Origin of the sequence: Hyphomicrobium nitrativorans NL23 (assembly GCF_000503895.1) — a bacterium.
Taxonomy (GTDB): Bacteria; Pseudomonadota; Alphaproteobacteria; order Rhizobiales; family Hyphomicrobiaceae; genus Hyphomicrobium_C; species Hyphomicrobium_C nitrativorans.
Map to the genome: position 1 here is coordinate 3,374,386 of NC_022997.1, position 19,479 is coordinate 3,393,864.

Annotated in this window: 22 protein-coding genes and 1 tRNA gene; 13 read left to right on the forward strand and 10 right to left on the reverse strand. The window is 64.8% G+C overall.

Annotated features, from left to right (window positions below; genetic code table 11):
* Positions 1-114: 114 nt before the first annotated feature.
* The 4 genes from W911_RS17560 to W911_RS15770 form a co-directional block, all read right to left on the reverse strand.
* Positions 115-504, reverse strand: coding sequence for a hypothetical protein (locus W911_RS17560; protein WP_023788538.1), 390 nt, complete (start codon positions 502-504; stop codon positions 115-117).
* Positions 505-726: 222 nt separating this feature from the next.
* Entirely contained in the window at positions 727-1,569 is an 843-nt protein-coding gene (locus W911_RS15760) for an alpha/beta hydrolase family protein (RefSeq protein ID WP_244438545.1), read from the reverse strand.
* A 261-nt stretch (positions 1,570-1,830) separates the two neighbouring features.
* Positions 1,831-2,106: a hypothetical protein gene (locus tag W911_RS15765; RefSeq protein WP_144083629.1), complete on the reverse strand. Its 276-nt coding sequence runs from the start codon at positions 2,104-2,106 to the stop codon at positions 1,831-1,833.
* Between the two features lie 362 nt (positions 2,107-2,468).
* Positions 2,469-2,828 (reverse strand): hypothetical protein, encoded by a 360-nt coding sequence (locus W911_RS15770; protein WP_041316678.1) that lies wholly within the window; start codon positions 2,826-2,828, stop codon positions 2,469-2,471.
* 226 nt (positions 2,829-3,054) lie between these two features.
* Here W911_RS15770 and W911_RS15775 point away from each other — a divergent pair, with 226 nt between their 5' ends.
* Positions 3,055-3,420, forward strand: coding sequence for a PRC-barrel domain-containing protein (locus W911_RS15775; protein ID WP_023788542.1), 366 nt, complete (start codon positions 3,055-3,057; stop codon positions 3,418-3,420).
* A 199-nt stretch (positions 3,421-3,619) separates the two neighbouring features.
* Here the strand turns inward: W911_RS15775 and W911_RS15780 are convergent, their stop codons facing one another.
* Positions 3,620-4,750 carry a helix-turn-helix transcriptional regulator gene (locus tag W911_RS15780; protein ID WP_023788543.1) on the reverse strand — a complete coding sequence of 377 codons (1,131 nt, stop codon included), beginning with the start codon at positions 4,748-4,750 and terminating at the stop codon, positions 3,620-3,622.
* A gap of 469 nt (positions 4,751-5,219) precedes the next feature.
* The gene (locus tag W911_RS15790) at positions 5,220-5,525 is read right to left on the reverse strand and encodes a hypothetical protein (RefSeq protein ID WP_023788545.1); all 306 of its coding nucleotides are present in this window, start codon (positions 5,523-5,525) and stop codon (positions 5,220-5,222) included.
* A 273-nt stretch (positions 5,526-5,798) separates the two neighbouring features.
* Here W911_RS15790 and W911_RS15800 point away from each other — a divergent pair, with 273 nt between their 5' ends.
* Positions 5,799-6,506, forward strand: a complete 708-nt coding sequence (locus W911_RS15800; protein WP_158412877.1) for a cytochrome c oxidase assembly protein — start codon at positions 5,799-5,801, stop codon at positions 6,504-6,506.
* Between the two features lie 64 nt (positions 6,507-6,570).
* On the forward strand, positions 6,571-7,107 hold the full coding sequence (locus W911_RS15805; RefSeq protein WP_023788548.1) for a CinA family protein: 537 nt from the start codon (positions 6,571-6,573) through the stop codon (positions 7,105-7,107).
* Between the two features lie 68 nt (positions 7,108-7,175).
* On the opposite strand, the gene W911_RS15810 is transcribed toward W911_RS15805, so the two are convergent.
* Positions 7,176-7,249: transfer RNA gene (locus tag W911_RS15810), tRNA-Gly, on the reverse strand.
* A gap of 193 nt (positions 7,250-7,442) precedes the next feature.
* Here W911_RS15810 and W911_RS15815 point away from each other — a divergent pair.
* Positions 7,443-8,453, forward strand: a complete 1,011-nt coding sequence (locus W911_RS15815) for an agmatine deiminase family protein (protein ID WP_023788549.1) — start codon at positions 7,443-7,445, stop codon at positions 8,451-8,453.
* The gene (aguB, locus tag W911_RS15820; protein ID WP_023788550.1) at positions 8,453-9,313 is read left to right on the forward strand and encodes an N-carbamoylputrescine amidase; all 861 of its coding nucleotides are present in this window, start codon (positions 8,453-8,455) and stop codon (positions 9,311-9,313) included. The genes W911_RS15815 and aguB overlap by 1 nt, the downstream gene beginning before the upstream one ends.
* A gap of 153 nt (positions 9,314-9,466) precedes the next feature.
* Here the strand turns inward: aguB and W911_RS15825 are convergent, their stop codons facing one another.
* Positions 9,467-10,294 (reverse strand): hypothetical protein, encoded by an 828-nt coding sequence (locus tag W911_RS15825; protein WP_144083630.1) that lies wholly within the window; start codon positions 10,292-10,294, stop codon positions 9,467-9,469.
* A 467-nt stretch (positions 10,295-10,761) separates the two neighbouring features.
* Here W911_RS15825 and W911_RS15830 point away from each other — a divergent pair, with 467 nt between their 5' ends.
* From W911_RS15830 to W911_RS15840, 3 genes are all read left to right on the forward strand, one after another.
* The gene (locus W911_RS15830) at positions 10,762-11,280 is read left to right on the forward strand and encodes a hypothetical protein (RefSeq protein WP_023788552.1); all 519 of its coding nucleotides are present in this window, start codon (positions 10,762-10,764) and stop codon (positions 11,278-11,280) included.
* Positions 11,281-11,805: 525 nt separating this feature from the next.
* Positions 11,806-12,969 carry a glutamate 5-kinase gene (gene proB / locus W911_RS15835; RefSeq protein ID WP_023788553.1) on the forward strand — a complete coding sequence of 388 codons (1,164 nt, stop codon included), beginning with the start codon at positions 11,806-11,808 and terminating at the stop codon, positions 12,967-12,969.
* 38 nt (positions 12,970-13,007) lie between these two features.
* Positions 13,008-14,294, forward strand: coding sequence for a glutamate-5-semialdehyde dehydrogenase (locus W911_RS15840; protein WP_023788554.1), 1,287 nt, complete (start codon positions 13,008-13,010; stop codon positions 14,292-14,294).
* A 31-nt stretch (positions 14,295-14,325) separates the two neighbouring features.
* On the opposite strand, the gene W911_RS15845 is transcribed toward W911_RS15840, so the two are convergent.
* Complete coding sequence (locus W911_RS15845) at positions 14,326-14,808, reverse strand: GNAT family N-acetyltransferase (protein ID WP_023788555.1); 483 nt, start codon at positions 14,806-14,808, stop codon at positions 14,326-14,328.
* 11 nt (positions 14,809-14,819) lie between these two features.
* Complete coding sequence (locus W911_RS15850) at positions 14,820-15,230, reverse strand: response regulator (RefSeq protein WP_023788556.1); 411 nt, start codon at positions 15,228-15,230, stop codon at positions 14,820-14,822.
* A gap of 141 nt (positions 15,231-15,371) precedes the next feature.
* Between W911_RS15850 and W911_RS15855 the strand changes: the two genes are divergently transcribed.
* From W911_RS15855 to W911_RS15875, 5 genes are all read left to right on the forward strand, one after another.
* The gene (locus tag W911_RS15855; protein ID WP_081717771.1) at positions 15,372-15,830 is read left to right on the forward strand and encodes a GtrA family protein; all 459 of its coding nucleotides are present in this window, start codon (positions 15,372-15,374) and stop codon (positions 15,828-15,830) included.
* A 53-nt stretch (positions 15,831-15,883) separates the two neighbouring features.
* Complete coding sequence (locus tag W911_RS15860) at positions 15,884-16,543, forward strand: nicotinate-nucleotide adenylyltransferase (protein ID WP_425277571.1); 660 nt, start codon at positions 15,884-15,886, stop codon at positions 16,541-16,543.
* 225 nt (positions 16,544-16,768) lie between these two features.
* On the forward strand, positions 16,769-17,179 hold the full coding sequence (gene rsfS, locus W911_RS15865; RefSeq protein WP_023788558.1) for a ribosome silencing factor: 411 nt from the start codon (positions 16,769-16,771) through the stop codon (positions 17,177-17,179).
* A gap of 181 nt (positions 17,180-17,360) precedes the next feature.
* Positions 17,361-17,843: a 23S rRNA (pseudouridine(1915)-N(3))-methyltransferase RlmH gene (rlmH, locus tag W911_RS15870; protein ID WP_023788559.1), complete on the forward strand. Its 483-nt coding sequence runs from the start codon at positions 17,361-17,363 to the stop codon at positions 17,841-17,843.
* Between the two features lie 177 nt (positions 17,844-18,020).
* Positions 18,021-19,472 carry a TMEM143 family protein gene (locus W911_RS15875; protein ID WP_023788560.1) on the forward strand — a complete coding sequence of 484 codons (1,452 nt, stop codon included), beginning with the start codon at positions 18,021-18,023 and terminating at the stop codon, positions 19,470-19,472.
* The last annotated feature ends 7 nt before the right edge of the window (positions 19,473-19,479 follow it).

A 19,479-nucleotide genomic window follows, 5' to 3' on the forward strand; every position in this document is an offset into this window, starting at 1 on the left:
TCAAGCGGCGGCGCGGATAACGGGTACGGCGGCGGCTGTCCGCTGCACTGAAAATCCCCGGTGCGCAAACACCGGGGATCATCGAACTCACCTTCCGCATAGACGACCGGCGCCTTAGTCGGTCGCGTCATCCGTCGGGATGCGGGCGGCGGGATCGGAGCCGGCCGCCGGGTCAGACGGATTGGCGACGCCCGGTCCGGGTTGCACGTTCTCATGCGTATTGGGATCGGCCGGAATGCCTGCGGGCGACTCCAGACCTGCCTCGCCCGTTCCCATGCCCTCAACCGCAGACGGCTCAGAGCCCGGCGGTGAGGTCGGAACGCGGGCAGCCGGATCGGAGCCAGCGGCCGGGTCCGACGGATTGGCAGCGCCCGGTCCCGGCTGCACGTTCTCTTGCGTGTTCGGATCCGCGGGAATGCCCGCAGGGCTGTCGGACTGCGCAAGCGCGGTCGACGAACCGAGAGCAAAGGTGAGGGCCGCGAGAAGAGATGTGGCTTTGGTCATGAAGCATCCGTCCTTTTGTTGGTTTTTGACGTACGTGCCTCCCCTGCTCGAAAAACTCCCCCGCAGCTGTGGAGTTCCCCCGCGCCCGATCCGCCGCACCTGGAGCGGCAGATTGGGTCCTAAGCGACCATGATAGCGATCGTGCGCGTGCAATCGACGTCACGCAATGCGCGCCGTGCGATGCCTCGCCGTTATGCAGGTCAGACAACGATACGAGCGGTGCTACTCGGAGCCTGTCTCGGCCGCGGTGGCGACCTCAGAAACGGCTCCTGCCGCGATCTGAGGCGGGCGATGCGTGCCAAGGAAACCGTCAGCGAACGCGCCCCATACGTTCCAGCCCGCGCGGTCGTTGGCGATGTCGTGCCCCTCCGCGCCATAGGGTGGAACAATGTGAAGCTCGGCTTCCGCACCGGCTCCGCGCCAAGCTTCAACCATCGCGGTCGCAAGCTTGGGGCCGAAGTAGGAGTCGTTCTCCGCATACAGCCACAGGCTCGGGACCCGCGCGGTGCTGCCGTAAGCGGCGGCAGCTTCGATCAAACGGCTTTCGGCGCAGACGGCGTTGCGAGACCCGCCGGCATGGCCGCCACGGCCGCCCGCGATGTTGATCACCCCGGCCACGTTCTCGGGATTGCGGGCCGCCAGCGCCAGCGCTGCCCAGCCGCCCGTCGAAATGCCGACAACAATGGTCTCACGCGGGGCAACGAACGGCTTCTGTGACAGGAAATCAACCGCCGCCTCGATGTCGTCGGCCGCGATCGCGCCTGATCGCGCGTGATCCGGATCGGCGCAATTGCCAACCGCTTCGACGAGAGGCCCGCCTGTCGCGCCGTGCCCGCGGCGCTGCGGCAGCGCGACCACGTAGCCGCGATCCACGAACCATTTCGAGAGCCAGTAATACACCGGCATGGCCACGGAGAGCCGGGTCGCGGCAGACGTTCCATGATTGATGACTACCAAAGGACGCGGAGCAGGCTTGGCGCCCGGAGCGTCGTCGGGGCGGAAAACGGTGGCGCGGAGCGCATGGCCCGGCTCGCCGCTCGGGAGCACCCAAAGCTGTTCGCGCATTCTCGGGCCTTCCGGTCCGAACGGCCCATAGATTGCGAGGTCCCTCGCGTGGGCGGGCGCAAACATGACCGCTGTCGCCAGTGCCGCCAACAGGCACGCGCGTGCTCTCTCGACCATACTCCTGCGTCCCCCGCATCCTCGAATTGAGAGAAAGCGGGAGGTACCGGCAGTAAGTTGGCGAAGTTGAGGCGTGGGGGGAGGTCGCGATGTCGCCGCACGGCGATCCGGGCCGGCGTTTTCCACGCCGGCCGCTCAAAATTGTCAGGCTCTATCCGGCGCCGATCCGGGTTCGGCGCGATTACCCCGCGACCTACGGGCCAGTTCCTGCTCTGCGCGGCGGAGCCGTTCGAGCCATTGGTCGATCTGCGTCGGCAGCGCCGTCTCGTCGAGTTCGTAGAGCCGCTTCATGCGGGCCCCAAACGCTTTCGCCAATTCAAAACCGAAATCCCGTTCCATAATGCTCAAAGCCTTCTTTTGCAGCCACTCCTTCCCGACGACTCTCAATTTTCCAATTGTCGAGCCCGTCCACAGTTCCAACAGTTACAGATCTGCGAAAGTCAGGGTTGCGGTTCATCCGCGCGTTGCATGAGACAACGACCTTTCTATTTCGGTCTTCATAGACGCTGGCACTCAGTTCTTACGATTTGTTTGTTTCCGCTCTGGATTTCAACAACGCTCACCGCCGAGTGGTTCCCGTCCAATCGGACCGACGCTGCGGCATAAGCACCGACGTCAAGATGCGTCTCAACACGCAAGCACCGGAGGTCCGCAACGCGCAAGGACCGGAGGGCTGTTCGCCCTACCGGTCCTGTCGCTGCATGTTATTTGGGATTGTTCTGGCAGCGGGGTGGAGGCTCGCGACGTGCACGTTGCGAGCGTCCGCAGCGGAAGGCGTCGCGTTATTTCGTATCGTTCCCGGTGGCGCCTTCCTGACGATGCTCTGCGGGGCCTGTCCGCGTGTCGGGGAAGCCCTGCACGCCTGTCGAATCCTGGCTCGGCTGCGTCGTGCCGCCGAGACTTTCGTCGGCGCCAGCCGCGCCTTCGCCAGCCCCTTCCTCGCCGCCGGGCACGCGCGTCGACGGACCCGTCCGGGTGTCAGGATGCCCCTGCACGCCCGGGCCCGACGTCGGGTTCTCGGCGTCGCCCATCGCGGGCTCGCCTGCAGGCATCTTGGCCTCGTCCGCCATCGCGGCCACAGACGCCGCCGTCGCCATCGACGCGGCGAGCGCAAGGGATACAACATGCTTTTTCATTGTCATTTTTGTTGCTCTCCTGATTGATTTTCAGGGAAATACGTTCCCTGCCCGATTAACCCACTCCTACGGGAACGAGTTCCCTCCTGGAAACGCTTGCGGCGCGCTGGCGTTTTCCGCCCGCGCGGGTGCGCCGGAACTTTCGACGGCAATGAAACCAAACAGAACGCCGGGATTTTAGTTGACAACTCGGCAATTCAGCCGAGCCCAACAAGAGACATTGGAGGCGTTCATGGCTCGCGCTACAGCACATCCCGATCACCGGCTCATATCGAGCGAAGACGTACACGGCACCGACGTCATCGGTGCGGAGGAGGAAGTGATCGGCGAGATCGACCATCTCCTGATCGAAAAAAACAGCGGACGCGTCGCTTATGCGGTGATGAGCTTCGGCGGCATCCTCGGCCTTGCTCACAGCCACTACCCGATCCCGTGGTCGGCGCTGAAATACGATCCGAAAGTTGCGGGATACCGCACGGGAATTACCGAAGCGCAACTCAGAAACGCGCCGGAATTCAGCGACGATTCCTGGACCGATCGCGAGTGGGAAACGCGCACGCACCAGCACTACGGCGCGCCGACGTACTGGGCGCCATAACCGGATCGGAACCGTTCGCGGGTCTGCGCACGAGGGCCCGGAAAGGCGCTCGTGCGCACTCGGCGGCGCTGCCGCAATATGCCGGTCTCAGCCTCGAAATACGTCATGGCTTCCGCGCCTGCCGAGCACGCGAAGCCATATTGAAGGGGGAGCGGACCGCCGGGCATGATGCAAATTCATCATGCCGGTTCGATTTGGGTTACCTCAGCCGTACACTCAGCGCGGCAACGGCGGCAACCAACTCGGCTTGCCGGTTGACGCCCATCTTGCCCATCGCGGCCGCCAACTGGTTGCGAACGGTCACTTTCGACACCTCAAGCGTCTCGGCGATTTCGGCAACACTCCGGCCGGACGCGATGAGGCTCGCGACATCGGATTCGGCGGCCGTCAGCCTGTACAGGCTTCGCATCGCATCCTGGGGCAGCTCCTGGGCTTTTTCTCCGGTCCGCACCACGACGAGCGCCATCGCACTGGCCCGGCTGGCGGCGAACGACGAAACGGCCCGGAGCGGCAAGACGGTGACGGCGGCACCGGCCGGATCGCCCGCGGCGCGGAACACGAGCGGGCCTCCCCGTGCGGCGGAATCGAGGGCCGTCTGGAGAAGGCCGGCATAGGCTCCATCGTCGTCAGGGTTCGAAAACGACAGCCGTCCCTCGCCTTTCGAGATCCTGATCAAGGATCCCGATCTCGCCAGCGCTTCGCCCGGCGCATTCATCATGACGACTTTTCCGCCCGCAGAGACGAGGATCGCCGCGCCATCCACGCGACCGATCATCGCTTCGAGCGTCGCCTCCGCGGCGCTGGCCGCGCCGAGGCGCTCGTTCACCTCGAACGCGCGCGCAAGATGCGGCCCCAAGCGGCCGACCAGTTCGGCGGCCGGCTTCTCCAGATGTGCGAGGCGATAGGGCAGATCGAAACTGAGGCGCAGAAGGCGGCGCGAGTCGCGCGCGATCACCATGCCCGTTCCGCACTTGAGATCGCCGGCGGGCTTTAGCCACTCGTGATAGAAAACGTGCCGGTCGAGCCATCCTTCCGGCACGAGGCCGCTCACGGTGTGCACCTGCCCGACCGGAATTTTCCGAAACAGGTCGTTGTAGGGATTCACCGTGTGATAGTGCGCGAAATAGCTCTCGATCTGCTCGGGCGGGATGCCGGCGGCCGATCCGCTCAGATGCGTCCCTTCGATCGCAAGGTGGACACTGAACGCGCTGCCAGGGACCGCCTCGTGGACACGATCGACGAACGTCTTCCACTGATCAGGATCGCAACCGGCGGCATAAATGTGCTCGACGAGATCGAGAACCGTCCGGTCCGACAGCAGGTGGGTCACGCGACCTCCGAAAAAGGCTCCGCCAGCGGATGATGCGCATTTTGGCCGAGATTGGGCAAGCACGATCTCGGCCCGCCTCCCGGGCACGCGCGAACGGCCTTAGGCTCCAAACCCAATCAGGATGGCGTCACGATGAGACAAGATTGGCCGAGGGCCAGGAGAAGCGCGAAGAGCGATGCCTACGCATCGGTCGAGCGTTTCATGCCGGAGGCGTGCTTCCAGCACGACGCCGCCATCGGCCAATCTTATCTCACGGCGGAGCCGCGCGGCTCTTTTGCCCGGCAGGTGCGTCGCAAGGTCTTGCAAACCATAGAGGTTTGCTACGACCTTGCTCCTGCCAGCCGAACAAAAGCACTCGCGTCGTGAGGCCATCCTGATTGGGTTTGGAGCCTAACGCGGGGGCGCAAAACGAAGGGCTACGAGACGTGGTCTCGCAGCCCTTCGAAGGCTTGAGCGTTTAAGCTTTCACTCAATCCGTGTCGGGGGGCTCGCTCCGCGCATCGGCACAGTAGTCCCCGTTCCAATACTTGAAGGTGCCGCAGGACGCGGGCGGCTCGGCGTACTCCCAGCCGTACACCCGCGGTCCGAGCGCGCGCGGCTCATCCATGGGCTCTCCGGGCTCGGCCCGTTCGATCACCATCTCATCGGCGTAGGCCGGCTCCTCAAGGACAGGATCGTCATAGAGGTCCGCCTCGCCTTCGATATAGACCTCCTGGGCGACTGCGCTGCCGGCCGCGAGCGCGGAGGCTGCAAGAACAAGGAACGCCTTACGCATGACAAGCGCACTCCTTCTTTGTCGTTATGGGTTCATGTCTTCGGGGCCGTTTCTGCGACTGGCGCCAAGCCTTAGGGACGCAGTCCGTCGCCGATCATCCATATTGGGATCCAACCCCGACCGTCCCCCGGCGGTTCCTTCCGCGTGAGGCGGCAAGCGATTACGGGCGACGCCCCTTCCTGGCGATCAGGAACAATCTTCTTCTCGTCGACGTTGCGCCTCGAAACCGCGCACCCAAGAGACCGCGCACCCAAGAGAATGCGAGCGGAGGCCATGATCCACCCGAGTGCTGCGTCGTCGAGGCGGATCAAGATCGCGGCTTGGGCCATGCTCGATATCGCCGCCGTTTCCGGACTCAGCGTCGCGATCGGACTGTGGGCGGCGTACGCTCTCGGACTGAACCTGGGCCTCGGTCCACTTTCCCAGCATATGATCGATCACATCGCGCTGCTCGTCGTGGCGGCGCCGGTCGCGGCTTGGCTGCTGCGGACAAAACTGCCGGCCGTATCCCGCCGCGGTTTCGTTCTGATCGTCGCGCTTCACATCGGGCTCATTTGGACGTGGCATCTGCCGCCGGTTCTCCATGCCGCGCAGGGCGGGCACACACTCCATGTCGCGATGTGCGTTTCGCTGTTTGCCGTCGGCGTCGCCTTCTGGCACGCGATCATCGGCCTCGGGCGCGACCGCTGGCAGGCCGTGGCTGCGCTTCTTCTCACCGGCAAGCTCTTCTGCCTTTTCGCGGCGCTGCTCGTGTTCTCGCCGCGCGTGCTTTACGCGGGGCTCGCTCATGCGCATCACGCCGACCCCGGCGCGATGACGGGAATCGCGGATCAGCAGATGGCCGGCGTGATCATGCTCGCGATCTGCCCGCTCGCGTACGTCGCAACCGGCATCTTCATCGCCGCGCGATGGATTCTCGACATCGAACGCGCAAGTCCCCAGCCGGCGCTACGTGCCGCCTCTCTCCGCTCAGGGAACTAACGGTGGCGCACGCGACTTCGTCCGCACGAGCAATTATCGTTCTTCAATGGCGCCGTGACCGAAGATGAGCCCTCACCGCAACGAAACCGTCGAAACGCTGGCTCGGCGCATCGTGGAAAGGCTCGCAAAGAGCGGCCTGACGCTTACGACCGCCGAATCCTGCACCGGCGGCGCGCTTGCCTGCACCTTCGCAACAATCCCCGGCTCCGGCGAAATCTTCCAGGGCGGATTCGTCTGCTATTCGAAGCGCGCAAAGGAGCGGGCGCTCGGCGTTTCGCCTGTTGTCCTCGGCAAGGACACGGCGGTCAGCCGTCGCGTCGCCGAGATGATGGCGCGGGGAGCACGGGAGCGGATGGATTGCGATCTGGCGGTTGCCATCACCGGCGTGATCGGCCCCGAGGCCGACGAGGACGGCAACCCTGTCGGCCTGGTTCACAGCGCCGTCGCCGCGCGCGCTGGCAACATGGACCACCTTGAGCAACGGCTGGAGGGCCTTGCGCCCGAGACGCTCCGCGATGAAGCGATCCTCGGCGCGCTCCGTCTGCTCGCAGCGGCGCTCGACCGGCGGTCGCTCGTTCCGCGCGCGGACGAGGGTGGATGAGCGAGCGCCGATCCCGGAGGACCGATCCTCACCGGGACATCATGTCTGGACGGCTGTGGGGCAGGCGTTGGAGCGGGTGAAGGGAATCGAACCCTCGTATGCAGCTTGGGAAGCTGCCGTTCTACCATTGAACTACACCCGCCAAACACATTCTATTTCAATGTGTTATGCATTCCGATCCGGTGCCATGCGCCGGGTCGGGCGGCTTTGCTTTTAGAATGTTTGCGCGACGTTCACAAGGCGGTCGCAGTGGTCCCCGACACCTCTGTCGCCTTGCATTGCCGCGCTCTTGCGGGCAAGACCGGCGCAACGAAACTGGAGGCTCGAAGAGTTCAATGACCGGGACGGACATCGTCGTACCTGCCGAATGGGCGCCTCAGAAAGCAATCTGGACGGCCTGGCCCTGGGACGCGAACGAATGGAACGGCGATCTCGATGCGCCGCGCCGCGATGTGGCGGCGCTGGTGCGCGCACTGGCTGCGACGAACACCGTGCGCGTGCTCGTGAACGGCCCCGAGGCCGAAGCCACGGCGCGGGCCGCCATCGGAGACGCGGCGGAACTCGTTCCGGCGAAGTACGGCGATATCTGGCTGAGGGATACGGGGCCGATCTTCGCGCGCACCGGCGCGGGTACGATCGCGCTCCGGTTCGACGTGAACGGCTGGGGCGGCAAGCACGATCTCGCAGACGACGCGACCGTGGGCGACCGCATCGCGGAGCTGACGGGCACCGACATCCGGCGGTTCGACTTCGTGCTCGAAGGTGGCGCCGTGGAGCATGACGGCGAAGGCACGGTGCTCGCTACCCGGCAGACGCTGCTCAATCCGAACCGCAATGGCTGGACCGAAGAGGCGGCCGAAGCCGCGCTGAACCGAGCCTTCGGCGCGAAAAAGGTGATCTGGGTCGACGAAGGTCTTCTCGGCGACCACACCGACGGGCACATCGACAACATCGCCCGCTTCGTGGGGCCGGGGCGTGTCGCCTGCCAGGCGCCCGCCGACACGACCGATCCGAATGCGGCCATTCTGGATGCAATCGCCGACGGCCTCGCGCGCCAGACGGATGCGGCGGGCCGCAGGCTCGACGTGATCCGCATCCCCGGACCCGGCCGCGTAACGGACACGGCGGGCGAGGTCTTGCCCGCCTCGCATATGAACTTCATCATCGCCAACGAAGTTGTCGTCGTGCCGGTCTATGGAACGGCGACGGAGGCGGCGGCGCTCGATGCGTTGCGTGCCGTGTTCCCGGACCGCACGGTTCACGGCGTCCGCTCGTCCGGCCTCTTGGGCTCCGGCGGCGCGGGCGGCGGCTCCTTCCATTGCATCACGCAGCAGGAACCTCTCTGATGGCCAATCGCAGCATTACGGTCGCGGCAATCCAGACGTCCTACGGGCACGACATGGATGCCAACATCGCGAAAACCGAAGCGTTCGTGCGCGAGGCCGCGCGGATGGGCGCGGACGTCGTGCTGCCCTCGGAGCTGTTTCAGGGGATCTATTTCTGCACGCGCCAGGAGCCCAAATGGTTCGAGACGGCGTGGCCCGCGACCGAGCATCCGTGCGTCATCGCCATGCAGAAGCTCGCCGGCGAACTCGGCATCGTCATTCCGATTTCGTTCTTCGAGAAAGACGGGCCGCGCTATTACAACAGCGTCGCGATTGCGGACGCGGACGGCACGATCCTCGGCGTCTATCGTAAAAGCCACATCCCGGACGGGCCCGGCTATCAGGAGAAGTATTATTTCCGGCCCGGCGATACGGGCTTCAAGACGTGGAAGACACAGCGCGGCGACCTGGGCGTCGGCATCTGCTGGGACCAGTGGTATCCGGAGACGGCGCGCGCCATGGCGCTTCAGGGCGCGGAAGTGCTGTTCTATCCGACGGCCATCGGCAGCGAGCCTTACGACACCTCGCTAGATACGCACCTGCAATGGCAGCGCGCGATGCAAGGGCATGCCGTCTCGAACGCGATCCCCATCGTTGCCGCGAACCGCATCGGGACGGAAGACAACGACGGCGCGACGCAGAAATTCTACGGACATTCGTTCATTGCCGATCATCGCGGCGAGCTTGTAGAGAGCTTCGGCGCGACTGAGGAGGGTGTGCTGGTGCACACGTTCGATCTGTCGCTGATCGAGAGCTACCGTGCCGAATGGGGGTTCTTCCGCGACCGGCGGACGGACCTCTACGCCGAGAGCATCATCTAGGGTTTTGACCGCGCGTGGCGGTGCGGGCGTCGAGGCTTCGGCTTCTGTGACGAGCTGGCGAAAACACAGCCAGCCCGCCCTCTTTCGTTTCACTCCCTCACGTCACGTGTGCGCATCGATGACGTGTCGTTCGTCGTTCGCGTTGCAGCAAGACTAAGGCTGAGCCGCAGGCGCCTCCGGCTTTGCCGCACCATTGACAGCGGCTGCCACTTCGGGTGCGACTTCGGCAGGTTCGGCGTCCTGTTCTGCTTCGGCTTCGGCGCTTGCCTCGGGGGCCGCTTCCGTTTCAGCCTCGGTTGCAGCGGGCTCGGCAGCTGCTTCGGCAACCGGCTCCGCTTCAGCCACGGCTTCCTCGGCGGGAGCCTCTTCAGCAGGAGCATCCGCAGGCACGTCTTCGGCACCGTCGGCTGCCTCGACCGCCTCCGCAGCGGCTGCGTTGTCGGCCGGTGCAGCGGCAGCCGCCGCGTCGGCCTCAGGCGCGCCTTCGGCATCCGCCGCTTCCGCTTCGGCGGGCTCTTCCGCAGCAGCAGCCACGTCCTCCGCCGCCGCCTCTTCCGTCACGGGCTCAGCATCGCCCGATGCTTCAGCTTCGGCGGATTCGGCCGGCTCTTCGGCTGCGGCTTCAGCAGGCGCGTCCTCGCTCGCGGCTTCGGCTTCCGGGGCCGCTTCCGCTGCAACCTCTTCTTCCGCCACTTCGACCTCAGCCGCCGTTTCCGGAGCGGCCTCGGGTTCCGCAGCCGTGTCCGCTACGGTCAGCGGCTCCTCCAGGACGGTGCCGCAAGCCGCAATGGCGTCGGGGGATTTTTCCGCCTCGGCCGCGACCTCGACATCAAGATCCGCGTCGGGCTCAACCGGCGGAGGTTCAGTTCCATGTTCGATGAACGCGTTCAACTCCCGTGCGACGTGGACGATCGAATCGGCCGAGCAGCCGAGTTCCATCGCCATCCGCAAGCAGGCAATCCTCTGCTCTTGGAGGTTCATGAGAACTCCATTTTCTGGGGGTTTGCGATGTCAGTGACGTGGGCGTTGCTTGGTGCGATGCAAACAACGCAAGCATCATACTGCTTCGTTTAACTTGGGGCTACATTAGATCAACTACGTAGGGGCAATATTTCTAAGTAATATCATTGAGATAACGCACTCTTCCTTTCGCTCGTCGTGCGCACGGCTTAGGGCTTTTGCATCAACGGATTTCTCAACTGACTGGATTTTTGTTGGGCCCAGGAATGTTCACGGATCGTATTTTGTGGACGTTCCTCCCGCTCCGTACCTAGCGATCTGACCCGCCGCATGGAAGATATTCCCGCTCGTGCTGCAATACGCCCCCCCGCCTCACGGGCGCTCACAAAAGTGTCAGCACGTGCAGCGGCTTGCTGTCTTTCGGGAGGCTTTCATTCGTGTCAGATGGGTCCATGACATGCGCCCCACCCCGTGCCCTGGAGACGCTTATGACCCGCAGCCTTCTCGCGTTCGCCGCCGCCGCTCTCGTCGCTGTTTCAGCCTCGCCCGTGATGGCCGGTCCGCGCGCTTACGAAGACAACAAGCTCAATTTCAAAAACTGCAAGAATGCGGACGTCACCGCGCGCTGGTTCAAGGCCGAGCTGACCATCAGCGAAGCCGGAAAATCGCCGGAAGAGCCCTCGGATTCGATCGAAATCCAGAACTGGGACGGCAAGTGCGTCACGCTTCGCTGGGATACAGATGCCGCCCACTTCGTTTTCTCCGAGGGTGACGCGTCGGAAACCGGACAAATGATCAAGTACGTCGCCTGGGACGGCAATCTTTGGGCCGCCACGCGCACTTACGCAGGCTTCTTCCATGCCCGCGTCGCGGATAAGGGCGATTCCGATCCGCGCTCCAAGATGCAGGCCGCCGGCGATTGGCTCGCCAAGAACAACATCAATCAAGTTCCGGCCGCAGATGTGCTGGCCGCCCTGCTTTCGTCCAGCGGGACCAGCAACAACTAGAGCCTGTTCATTTCAAACGAACGCGACGCCATTCCTCCCCCCTTGTGGGGGAGGTTAGGAGGGGGATTCCAAACTGTCTGCTGTCGGGCTTCCCCCCACCCCTAACCCCTCCCCACATAGGGGGAGGGGGAAAACGCGAGTCCATCTCGAATGAACATGCTCTAAAGCGCCCGATCCGACGGAATCGAATCGGACGCTCTATTTTTTTGATGAGACCGATGATTCACGCTTCGGACTTTCTCCGCGCTGCCGATTCACGCCGCGCCCGGTAGGCGGCGCGGCGATCGGAGCGGCTAGGGTCCGAAGCGATCATGGTTTCTTTAGTCAGACCGATGATTCACGCTTCGGACTGATAGGGTCCGAAGCGATCATGGTCTCTTGAGTTAGACCGATGATTCACGCTTCGGACTGATAGGGTCCGAAGCGATCATGGTCTGGCCGAGACGACAGGCATCTCGCCTCGTGAGGCCGGGCCGTGCTAGGAGGGCGCCAATCCCTGGCGCCAACCTGTCCGCTTCGCACCCCATGTCCGAGACCTCGCAAGCTGCCGATCAATCCTCCCACGCCCGCCCCGAGTGGGCGCGGGCGCGGCGCATCGTGGTCAAAATCGGCTCGGCGCTGCTGACGGACCGCAAGACGGGGACGCTCAAAGCCGACTGGCTCGCCTCGCTGGTCGAAGATGTGGCGGACCTCACGAAACAGGGGCGCGAAGTGGTGCTCGTCTCGTCGGGCTCCATCGCGCTCGGACGTCATAAGCTCGGGCTTCCCATCGGGCGCGCGCTCGAACTCGAAGAATCGCAGGCGGCCGCCGCCGTCGGGCAGATCGGCCTCGCCCACGCCTACCAGGAACTCGCGGGCAAGTTCGGGCTCACCGCCGCGCAGATCCTGCTCACGCTCGGCGACACGGAACAAAGGCAGCGCTATCTCAACGCACGCCACACCATCGAAACGCTGCTCCGGCTTAAAGCGCTGCCCGTCGTCAACGAGAACGACACGGTGGCGACGGCCGAGATCAAGTACGGCGATAACGACCGCCTCTCGGCGCGCGTGGCCAGCATGGTTTCCGCCGATTGCCTCGTGCTGCTGTCGGATGTGGACGGTCTCTACACGGCGCCGCCGAACGACGACGCCAACGCCCAGCACATCCCACTCGTGCCCGAGATCACGGCCGAGATCGAGGCCATGGCGGGCGATGCCGGCACCGAGCTTTCCAAGGGCGGTATGAAGACCAAGATCCAAGCCGCGCGCATCGCGACCAGCGCCGGGACGAGCATGGTCATCGCGACGGGGCATATCCCTCATCCGCTGCGCGCCATCACGGACGGCTGCAAGGCGACGTGGTTCCTGGCCAAGCAGGACCCGGTCACGGCCAAGAAGCGCTGGATCTCGGGGCAACTCGTGCCGCGGGGAACGCTATTCGTGGATGCGGGCGCGGAGACGGCGCTCAGCCAGGGCAAGAGCCTGCTCGTCGCCGGCGTGCGCCGCGTGGAGGGCGTCTTCGAACGGGGGGACGCGGTGGTCATCCGCGCGCTCGACGGGCGCGAACTCGGGCGGGGGCTCGCCGCCTATGCCGTGGCCGACGCGGAGCGCATTCTTGGGCGCAAATCGTCCGAAATCGCGGATATTCTGGGCTTCGAGGGCAGCCCGGAACTCATCCATCGCAACGACATGGCTCTCAATCGCTCATAGCGGTTGATCCATAACGGCCCGAGCCCGTATTACGAACCATGCAGAAAACGACAGACATCGACAAAAATACCGAAGCGCTGATGCGCGGTCTCGGCACGGCTGCGCGCACGGCCGCTCATGCGCTCGCGCTCGCTTCTCCCGAAACAAAGGACCTTGCGCTTCGCGAAGCCGCCAAGGCGCTGCGCCGCGACACGGCCAAGATCCTCGAAGCGAACGCTCTCGACGTCGCTGCGGCGCGCGCGGCGGGCCGCCCGGCGTCGTTCGTCGACCGGCTGGCGCTGACGCCCGCGCGCGTCGACGCCATCGCGAAAGGTCTGGAAGAGATTGCAGCGCTCGCCGATCCGGTGGGTGCCGTGCTTGCCGACTGGACGCGCCCGAACGGGCTTCGCATCCAGCGCGTGCGCGTTCCCATCGGCGTGATCGGCATCATCTACGAGAGCCGCCCGAACGTGACGGCGGACGCAGGCGCGCTAAGCCTCAAGGCCGGAAACGCCGCGATCCTGCGCGGCGGCTCGGAGAGCCATCATTCGAGCACGGCCATCCACGCGTGCCTGGTAGAAGGACTGGAAGCGGCCGGATTGCCCGCCGCGGCCGTTCAGTACGTGACGACGACGGACCGCGATGCGGTCGGGCTGATGCTCACGGGCCTTAACGGCGCCATCGACGTGATCGTGCCGCGGGGCGGACGCAGCCTTGTCGAGCGCGTGCAAACGGAAGCGCGCGTGCCGGTGTTCGCGCATCTCGAAGGCATCTGCCACACCTACGTGGACGCCAAGGCCGATCTCGGCATGGCCGAAAGTGTCGTCCTCAACGCCAAGATGCGGCGCACGGGCGTTTGCGGCGCGACCGAGTGCCTGCTCGTGGACCGTAACGCGCCCGCCAGCGTCCTGCCGACGCTCGTCAAGGATCTGCTGGATGCCGGGGCCGAAGTGCGGGGCGACGCCGCCGCCGTGGCCGCCGATCCGCGCGTGAAGCCTGCGCAGGCGGACGACTATGGGCACGAATTCCTGGACGCGATCATCGCGGTGAAGACGGTGGATGGCGTGGGCGAGGCCATCGCGCACATCGCCCGCTACGGCTCGCAGCACACGGACGCGATCATCACGGAAGACGCCGCCGCCGCGGAGCGTTTCCTCGCGGAAGTCGACAGCGCCATCGTGATGTGGAACGCCTCGACGCAATTCGCCGATGGCGGCGAGTTCGGGTTCGGCGCGGAGATCGGCATCGCGACGGGCAAGATGCACGCGCGGGGGCCGGTCGGCGTCGAACAGCTCACGAGCTTCAAGTATCGGGTGCGCGGCAGCGGGCAGACGCGGCCGGGTTGAGAGACGCCGCAAGACGCGCAGCAACGGCCAGCTAAAGCTGCCGGAACATCACCAGCGCATCCACGTCGCCGTGAGCCGGATGCGCGAACGCGCCCGGCAAGCGCCCGACAATTTCGAACCCGAGCGACTGCCACAGGCGAACGGCGCGTTCGTTCGTGCCGACCACGAAGTTGAACTGCATCGCCTTGTAGCCCAGAGCCCGCGCATGATCGAGAGAGTGCTCGCACATCCGGCGCGCGACACCGCGCCCCATCGCGTGCGCACTCGTCATGTAGGCGCAGTTGGCGACGTGACGGCCGCCGCCCGCCTGATTGGGACGCAGGACGTAGGTGCCGAGGACCGCTCCATCCTGTTCCGCGACGAAGGCTTCCTTGTCGGGTGCGAGCCAGTAGGCCAACGCATCGTCCCGGCTCATGTCGCGGTCGAGTGCGTAGGTCTCGCCCGCGCGGACGACCGGCTCCATGATCGACCAAATTGCAGCGGCATCTTCAGGACTGGCTGGACGAATGAGCATTCAGGACAATGTCATGCAACCGCGAGGGAGACGAAACCTTTCGCCGCCAGCACGCCGTCGAGCGTGCGCTCCAGCGCATCGAGCTTGAACGGCTTCACGAGGTAGCCGTTGGCGCCAGCAGCCTTGGCCGCGAGGATGTTCTCGGGCTTGGCCTCGGCGGTAATCAGAACGAACGGCGTTTTTTGCGTGACGGGCCGGGCGCGCACGAGCTTCAAGAGCTCGAAGCCGCTCATGGGCTCCATATTCCAGTCGGAGAGGATGAGATCGTACCGTTTCTCGCCAAGCCGGGCGAGCGCCTCCACCCCGTTGGTGGCCTCGTCGATGCGCGCATAACCGAGTTGCACTAACAGGCGGCGGATGATCTTAAGCATCACCTGCCGATCCTCGACAATCAGCACTTCGAGGTTCTCGCGCATGTCCATGGCCCCTGTTCGCCGCCCGCTTTTGTTTTTCGGGATCTCAACCATTCCCGAGAGCGATTACTAATTCGTATGCGCTTTGAGCTACATCGGGTTGCATGTGGCGCGGGGGGGGCAGATGTCCGCCCACGGAAGGAGTAAAAAGTGACACCACGTGACGGCGGCGACGCGGCGGACGAGCCCAAGCGAGAGACGGCACAAGCGGACGACAGGGCCTATCGGCTGCGGCGGCTTCTCCGCTACACGGGGGTGAACGTCGCCTCCGTGGCGGTCGACTACACGATCTTCCTGTCGCTCATGAAGCTGATCGGGATGCCGGTGCTCGCGAGCACCATCGGGCATGCCGTTGCGTTCTCGCTCAACTATGTGCTGTCGCGAAAGCTGGTGTTCGGGACGGCCGGTGAGCACAAGGGAGAGCAGCGGCTGTTTGCGGAGTTCATGGCGACGGGGCTGCTCGGCCTGGCGCTGACAGCCTCCGTCACGGCGGCGGGCATCTATCTCATGGATTTCGAGCCCATCGTTGCCAAGACGGTGGCGATGCTGATTACGTTCGTTACGCTCTATATCATCCGCAGCCGGCTGGTTTTTACCCGGCCGAGCTGATCTCGCGGGCGGACACGCCCCCTGCCTCCTTCAACCTTTGGACGAACGATCACGTGCGCGCCTCGCTCCTGCCTTCCCGCCTCCTAGCCCGAAGCTTCGGGTCTCTTGCCGTGCGTGCGCCGCTCGCGGGGCAGGGGCAGCGGATCGGGCTTCTGGGGGGCTCGTTCAATCCGCCTCATGGGACGCACGTGGCTGTCTCGGAGGCCGCCATGAAGCGGCTCGGCCTCGATCAGGTCTGGTGGCTCGTCACGCCCGGCAATCCGCTGAAAGAACACGGCGATCTCGCCCCGCTCAGCGAGCGGCTGGCCGCCTGCCGGACGCTGGCGGTCAATCCGAGGATCCACGTCACAGCGCTCGAAGCCGATCTCGGAAGCGCGTTGACCGCGGTCACCATCGCGTTTCTGAAGCGGCGCTTTCCCCGCGCACGCTTCGTCTGGATCATGGGCGGGGACAATCTCGCGGGCTTCCACCGCTGGACGGCATGGCGGCAAATCGCCGGACAGATGCCGATCGCGATCGCGGACCGTCCGCTCTGGCGGCTCAAGGCGCTCTCGTCACCCGCGGGCCGCGCGCTCGCGCCCTACCGCCTGCCGGACGACCGGGCGGGGGTGCTGGCGGACCAACGCGCGCCGGCCTGGGTTTATCTCCCCATCCGGCTGTCATCCGAATCGTCCACGGAGATCCGGGCAGGCCGCCAGCCTCCGTCCGTCTAACGACGGCGCGGACGCCTTGGGGACCTGCGACAATCCGGCAACCCACCTATTGCTGACGACCGGGGCCGGGGCTATCTTATGCTGGCCTGGGCAGCGATGAGGCTCCCAGGCGGTGGAGTGGGCGGCCTATGTGACGCGGGTCGGCCGGTCACACTCCGCTGCAAGCCAACGGCCGAACGGAAGAATGGCCTTTGGCGCTCGAACGGAAAGGACATTCGCTAAAACATGCGAACCGCCATCGAGGGGGCCCGCGAGGGTGCTTCTCCTACCGAGCTGGTGCATAAGAGCACGAGCCCGGATACCCTGCTCAAGCAGGTCGTTCATTGGATCGACGAGGCCAAGGCCGAGGACATCGTTACGATCGATCTCAAGGGCAAGTCGTCGCTGGGCGACTATATGGTGATCGCCACCGGGCGCTCCGACCGCCACGTGGGCGCGGTTGCCGAGCAGCTTCGCAAACACCTCAAGGAAAGCGGTGTCGAGGGCGTCCGCGTCGAAGGTCTTGAGACCTGCGACTGGGTGCTAATCGATGCCGGAGACATTCTCGTCCATGTGTTCCGGGACGAGGTTCGGGATTTCTACAATCTCGAAAAGATGTGGTCCGCCGCGCGGCCGGGCGAGCCGACGTCGCATTAGAGCCATTCCGGTTTTTTGTGGCATTGCGGAATGGCTCTAAGTTTCTGCGTTATCGTGCTTCTTGTCGGAAAACCGGTTCCCACTTTTCCGGAAGCACTCTGAGCGGCTGAGCGGCCGGGGGCACCTCCCGCCGCGATCCGCCTTAAGGCGCTTCCGCATCGCGGCGGAGCGGGGTTGATTAATGCGTCTTGCCATTGTCGCCGTCGGACGGTTGAAGGACGGCCCGGAGCGGGCGCTTTATCTCACCTATGCCAAACGGGTCGATGACGCCGGCCGCGCGCTCGCGCTCGGCCCGCTTTCGCTTGCGGAGCTTGCCGAGGGACGGGCGTCCGGGACTGCGCAACGGCGTGCGGACGAAGCCAGCCGGATGCTGGAGCGCGCGGGCGATGCGAACGTGCTGGTGGCGCTCGACGGGGGCGGAAAAACGCTTTCGAGCGAAGCGTTTGCCCGGTGGCTGGCCGAGCGGCGAGACGGGGGCGAGCGGAGCGTCGCCTTCCTGATCGGCGGCCCGGACGGACACGGCGACGATGTGCTGAAAAAGGCGTCGCTCAAGCTCTCGCTCGGGCCCATGACGCTGCCTCACGGGCTCGCCCGCATCATCCTGACGGAGCAGCTCTACAGGGCCACGACCATCCTCGCCGGGCATCCTTATCATCGCGCCTGAGGTTCGCCGGCTCTGCCCGGCCGACGCGACGCTTCACGGCGATTGCAGGCCCCTGGACCGGGGGCGTCTCAGGGCCTATCAATCTCCCCTTACCGCCTCGGGTTTCCTCCGAATATCCGCATTCCGGGCGGGAAAATGCGTTTTCAGATGTGATTTCAGTACGGGAGGGGTGGGGGAATGGCGGCTCAGCAAGCGGTGCCGATGCCAAACGCCACCGAGACAGCGTCCGGCCCCATCGGCGTGCCGCAAGCGGTGCCGGTCTTCGACATTGTGCACCCGGATGCGGAGCGGGCGCGCGAAACATTCATTCCCGTCACGACGTATGCGCTGATCGAGCGCCTCGCCGCAGCGAGAGCCTGGCCGGGCGGTGAGGCGCGGGCAGCGCGACGGTTCTTCCGATACCTCGAATATTGGCGCCGCCAACAACACAGCACCGCGCTTCACAGCCTGCTTCAGAGCTACGAGACCTTCAGCCCCGACAGCGACCTCCTCATCACGCGGTCGTTCGCGCCGGGCGAGCGCGAAGGGCTGCAGAAGCGCGTCGTAACGGATGTGGAGGCGATCCTCCGCCAAGCGAACTACGTGCGCATCGACCCGGCCGAAGTCGAGCTGATCCTGACCAAAGAAACCCATTACGGGCTCGATCTCGACGTGGACTTCACCGCCTTCGAGGAGTGCCTCGTCTATTATCGCGGCGCTTCCAACCGGCGCGATCAGCGGCGGACCTTCCGCAAGTTCATGCGCAAGGAAGAGTTCGACGTTCCGATCTTCCAGCGGCTGTTCCTGCTGTTCAAGCTCAAGCCGTTCGATAAGCGGGTGCGCGAGGTGATGGCCGAGCAGCGCATCACGCGCAAGGAAGCGGAGAGGATCGTGCGCAACCTCAGGGCCATGCTGCCGGGGGACGTGAACGAAGAGAACATCTACATCAAGCTGTTCAAGAACATTCCCCGCGCCGACATCGAGATGGTGTTTCCCAATACGCGGGTGAAGTTCCGGCTGATGGACAAACTCCGCCTCGGCATTACGGCAGGCGGCGGCATCGGCATGGGGCTCATGGGGGCTGCCGGAAAGATCGCGGTGGCGGCGTCGAACCCTATCGCGGCCGCGGGCGCCGTGTTCGGCCTCGGCGGCCTCGCGTTCCGCCAGGGCATGAAATTCCTCAACCAGAAGCAGCGCTACATGGTGGTGATGGCGCAGAACCTCTACTTCCACTCCATGGCCGACAACCGGGGCGTCCTGATCAAGCTCGCCGATCGCGCCGCGGAGGAGGACGTCAAAGAGGAAATGCTGCTTTACAGCGTGCTGGCCAAAGAGCGCGCCAATCATGCCGATCTGCCCGCCATCGACGCGGCCATCGAGCAATATCTCTCCACGAGTTTCGGCGTCTCCGTGGACTTCGATCTCGAAGACGCGCTCGGCCGCCTGATCGCCGATGGCCTCGTGACCGAAGACGCGGACGGGACGCTCCATACGCTCGGCCCCAAGGAGGCCGCTCTTCATCTCGACGCCAAGTGGGACGTGTTTCTGGATCATCTTCCGGACATTGACCCGCACGACAGCGAAGGGCACGAGGAGGAAAGGCTGCTCACGAACGGTGCGGACCCTGCCGCAACGTTCCCGACCCCATAAACCCGAT

Bases quoted from the DNA above. Each gene is read 5' to 3' on its own strand.
- W911_RS15875 (WP_023788560.1), top strand. From the start codon at position 18,021: ATGGCGGCTCAGCAAGCGGTGCCGATGCCAAACGCCACCGAGACAGCG.
- W911_RS15775 (WP_023788542.1), top strand. From the start codon at position 3,055: ATGGCTCGCGCTACAGCACATCCCGATCACCGGCTCATATCGAGCGAA.
- W911_RS15825 (WP_144083630.1), bottom strand. From the start codon at position 10,294: ATGAACCTCCAAGAGCAGAGGATTGCCTGCTTGCGGATGGCGATGGAA.
- W911_RS15850 (WP_023788556.1), bottom strand. From the start codon at position 15,230: ATGGACATGCGCGAGAACCTCGAAGTGCTGATTGTCGAGGATCGGCAG.
- aguB (WP_023788550.1), top strand. From the start codon at position 8,453: ATGGCCAATCGCAGCATTACGGTCGCGGCAATCCAGACGTCCTACGGG.
- rlmH (WP_023788559.1), top strand. From the start codon at position 17,361: ATGCGTCTTGCCATTGTCGCCGTCGGACGGTTGAAGGACGGCCCGGAG.
- W911_RS15800 (WP_158412877.1), top strand. From the start codon at position 5,799: ATGATCCACCCGAGTGCTGCGTCGTCGAGGCGGATCAAGATCGCGGCT.
- W911_RS17560 (WP_023788538.1), bottom strand. From the start codon at position 504: ATGACCAAAGCCACATCTCTTCTCGCGGCCCTCACCTTTGCTCTCGGT.
- W911_RS15760 (WP_244438545.1), bottom strand. From the start codon at position 1,569: ATGCGCGAACAGCTTTGGGTGCTCCCGAGCGGCGAGCCGGGCCATGCG.
- W911_RS15815 (WP_023788549.1), top strand. From the start codon at position 7,443: ATGACCGGGACGGACATCGTCGTACCTGCCGAATGGGCGCCTCAGAAA.
- W911_RS15790 (WP_023788545.1), bottom strand. From the start codon at position 5,525: ATGCGTAAGGCGTTCCTTGTTCTTGCAGCCTCCGCGCTCGCGGCCGGC.
- W911_RS15840 (WP_023788554.1), top strand. From the start codon at position 13,008: ATGCAGAAAACGACAGACATCGACAAAAATACCGAAGCGCTGATGCGC.
- W911_RS15805 (WP_023788548.1), top strand. From the start codon at position 6,571: ATGAGCCCTCACCGCAACGAAACCGTCGAAACGCTGGCTCGGCGCATC.
- proB (WP_023788553.1), top strand. From the start codon at position 11,806: ATGTCCGAGACCTCGCAAGCTGCCGATCAATCCTCCCACGCCCGCCCC.
- W911_RS15845 (WP_023788555.1), bottom strand. From the start codon at position 14,808: ATGCTCATTCGTCCAGCCAGTCCTGAAGATGCCGCTGCAATTTGGTCG.
- rsfS (WP_023788558.1), top strand. From the start codon at position 16,769: ATGCGAACCGCCATCGAGGGGGCCCGCGAGGGTGCTTCTCCTACCGAG.
- W911_RS15770 (WP_041316678.1), bottom strand. From the start codon at position 2,828: ATGACAATGAAAAAGCATGTTGTATCCCTTGCGCTCGCCGCGTCGATG.
- W911_RS15830 (WP_023788552.1), top strand. From the start codon at position 10,762: ATGACCCGCAGCCTTCTCGCGTTCGCCGCCGCCGCTCTCGTCGCTGTT.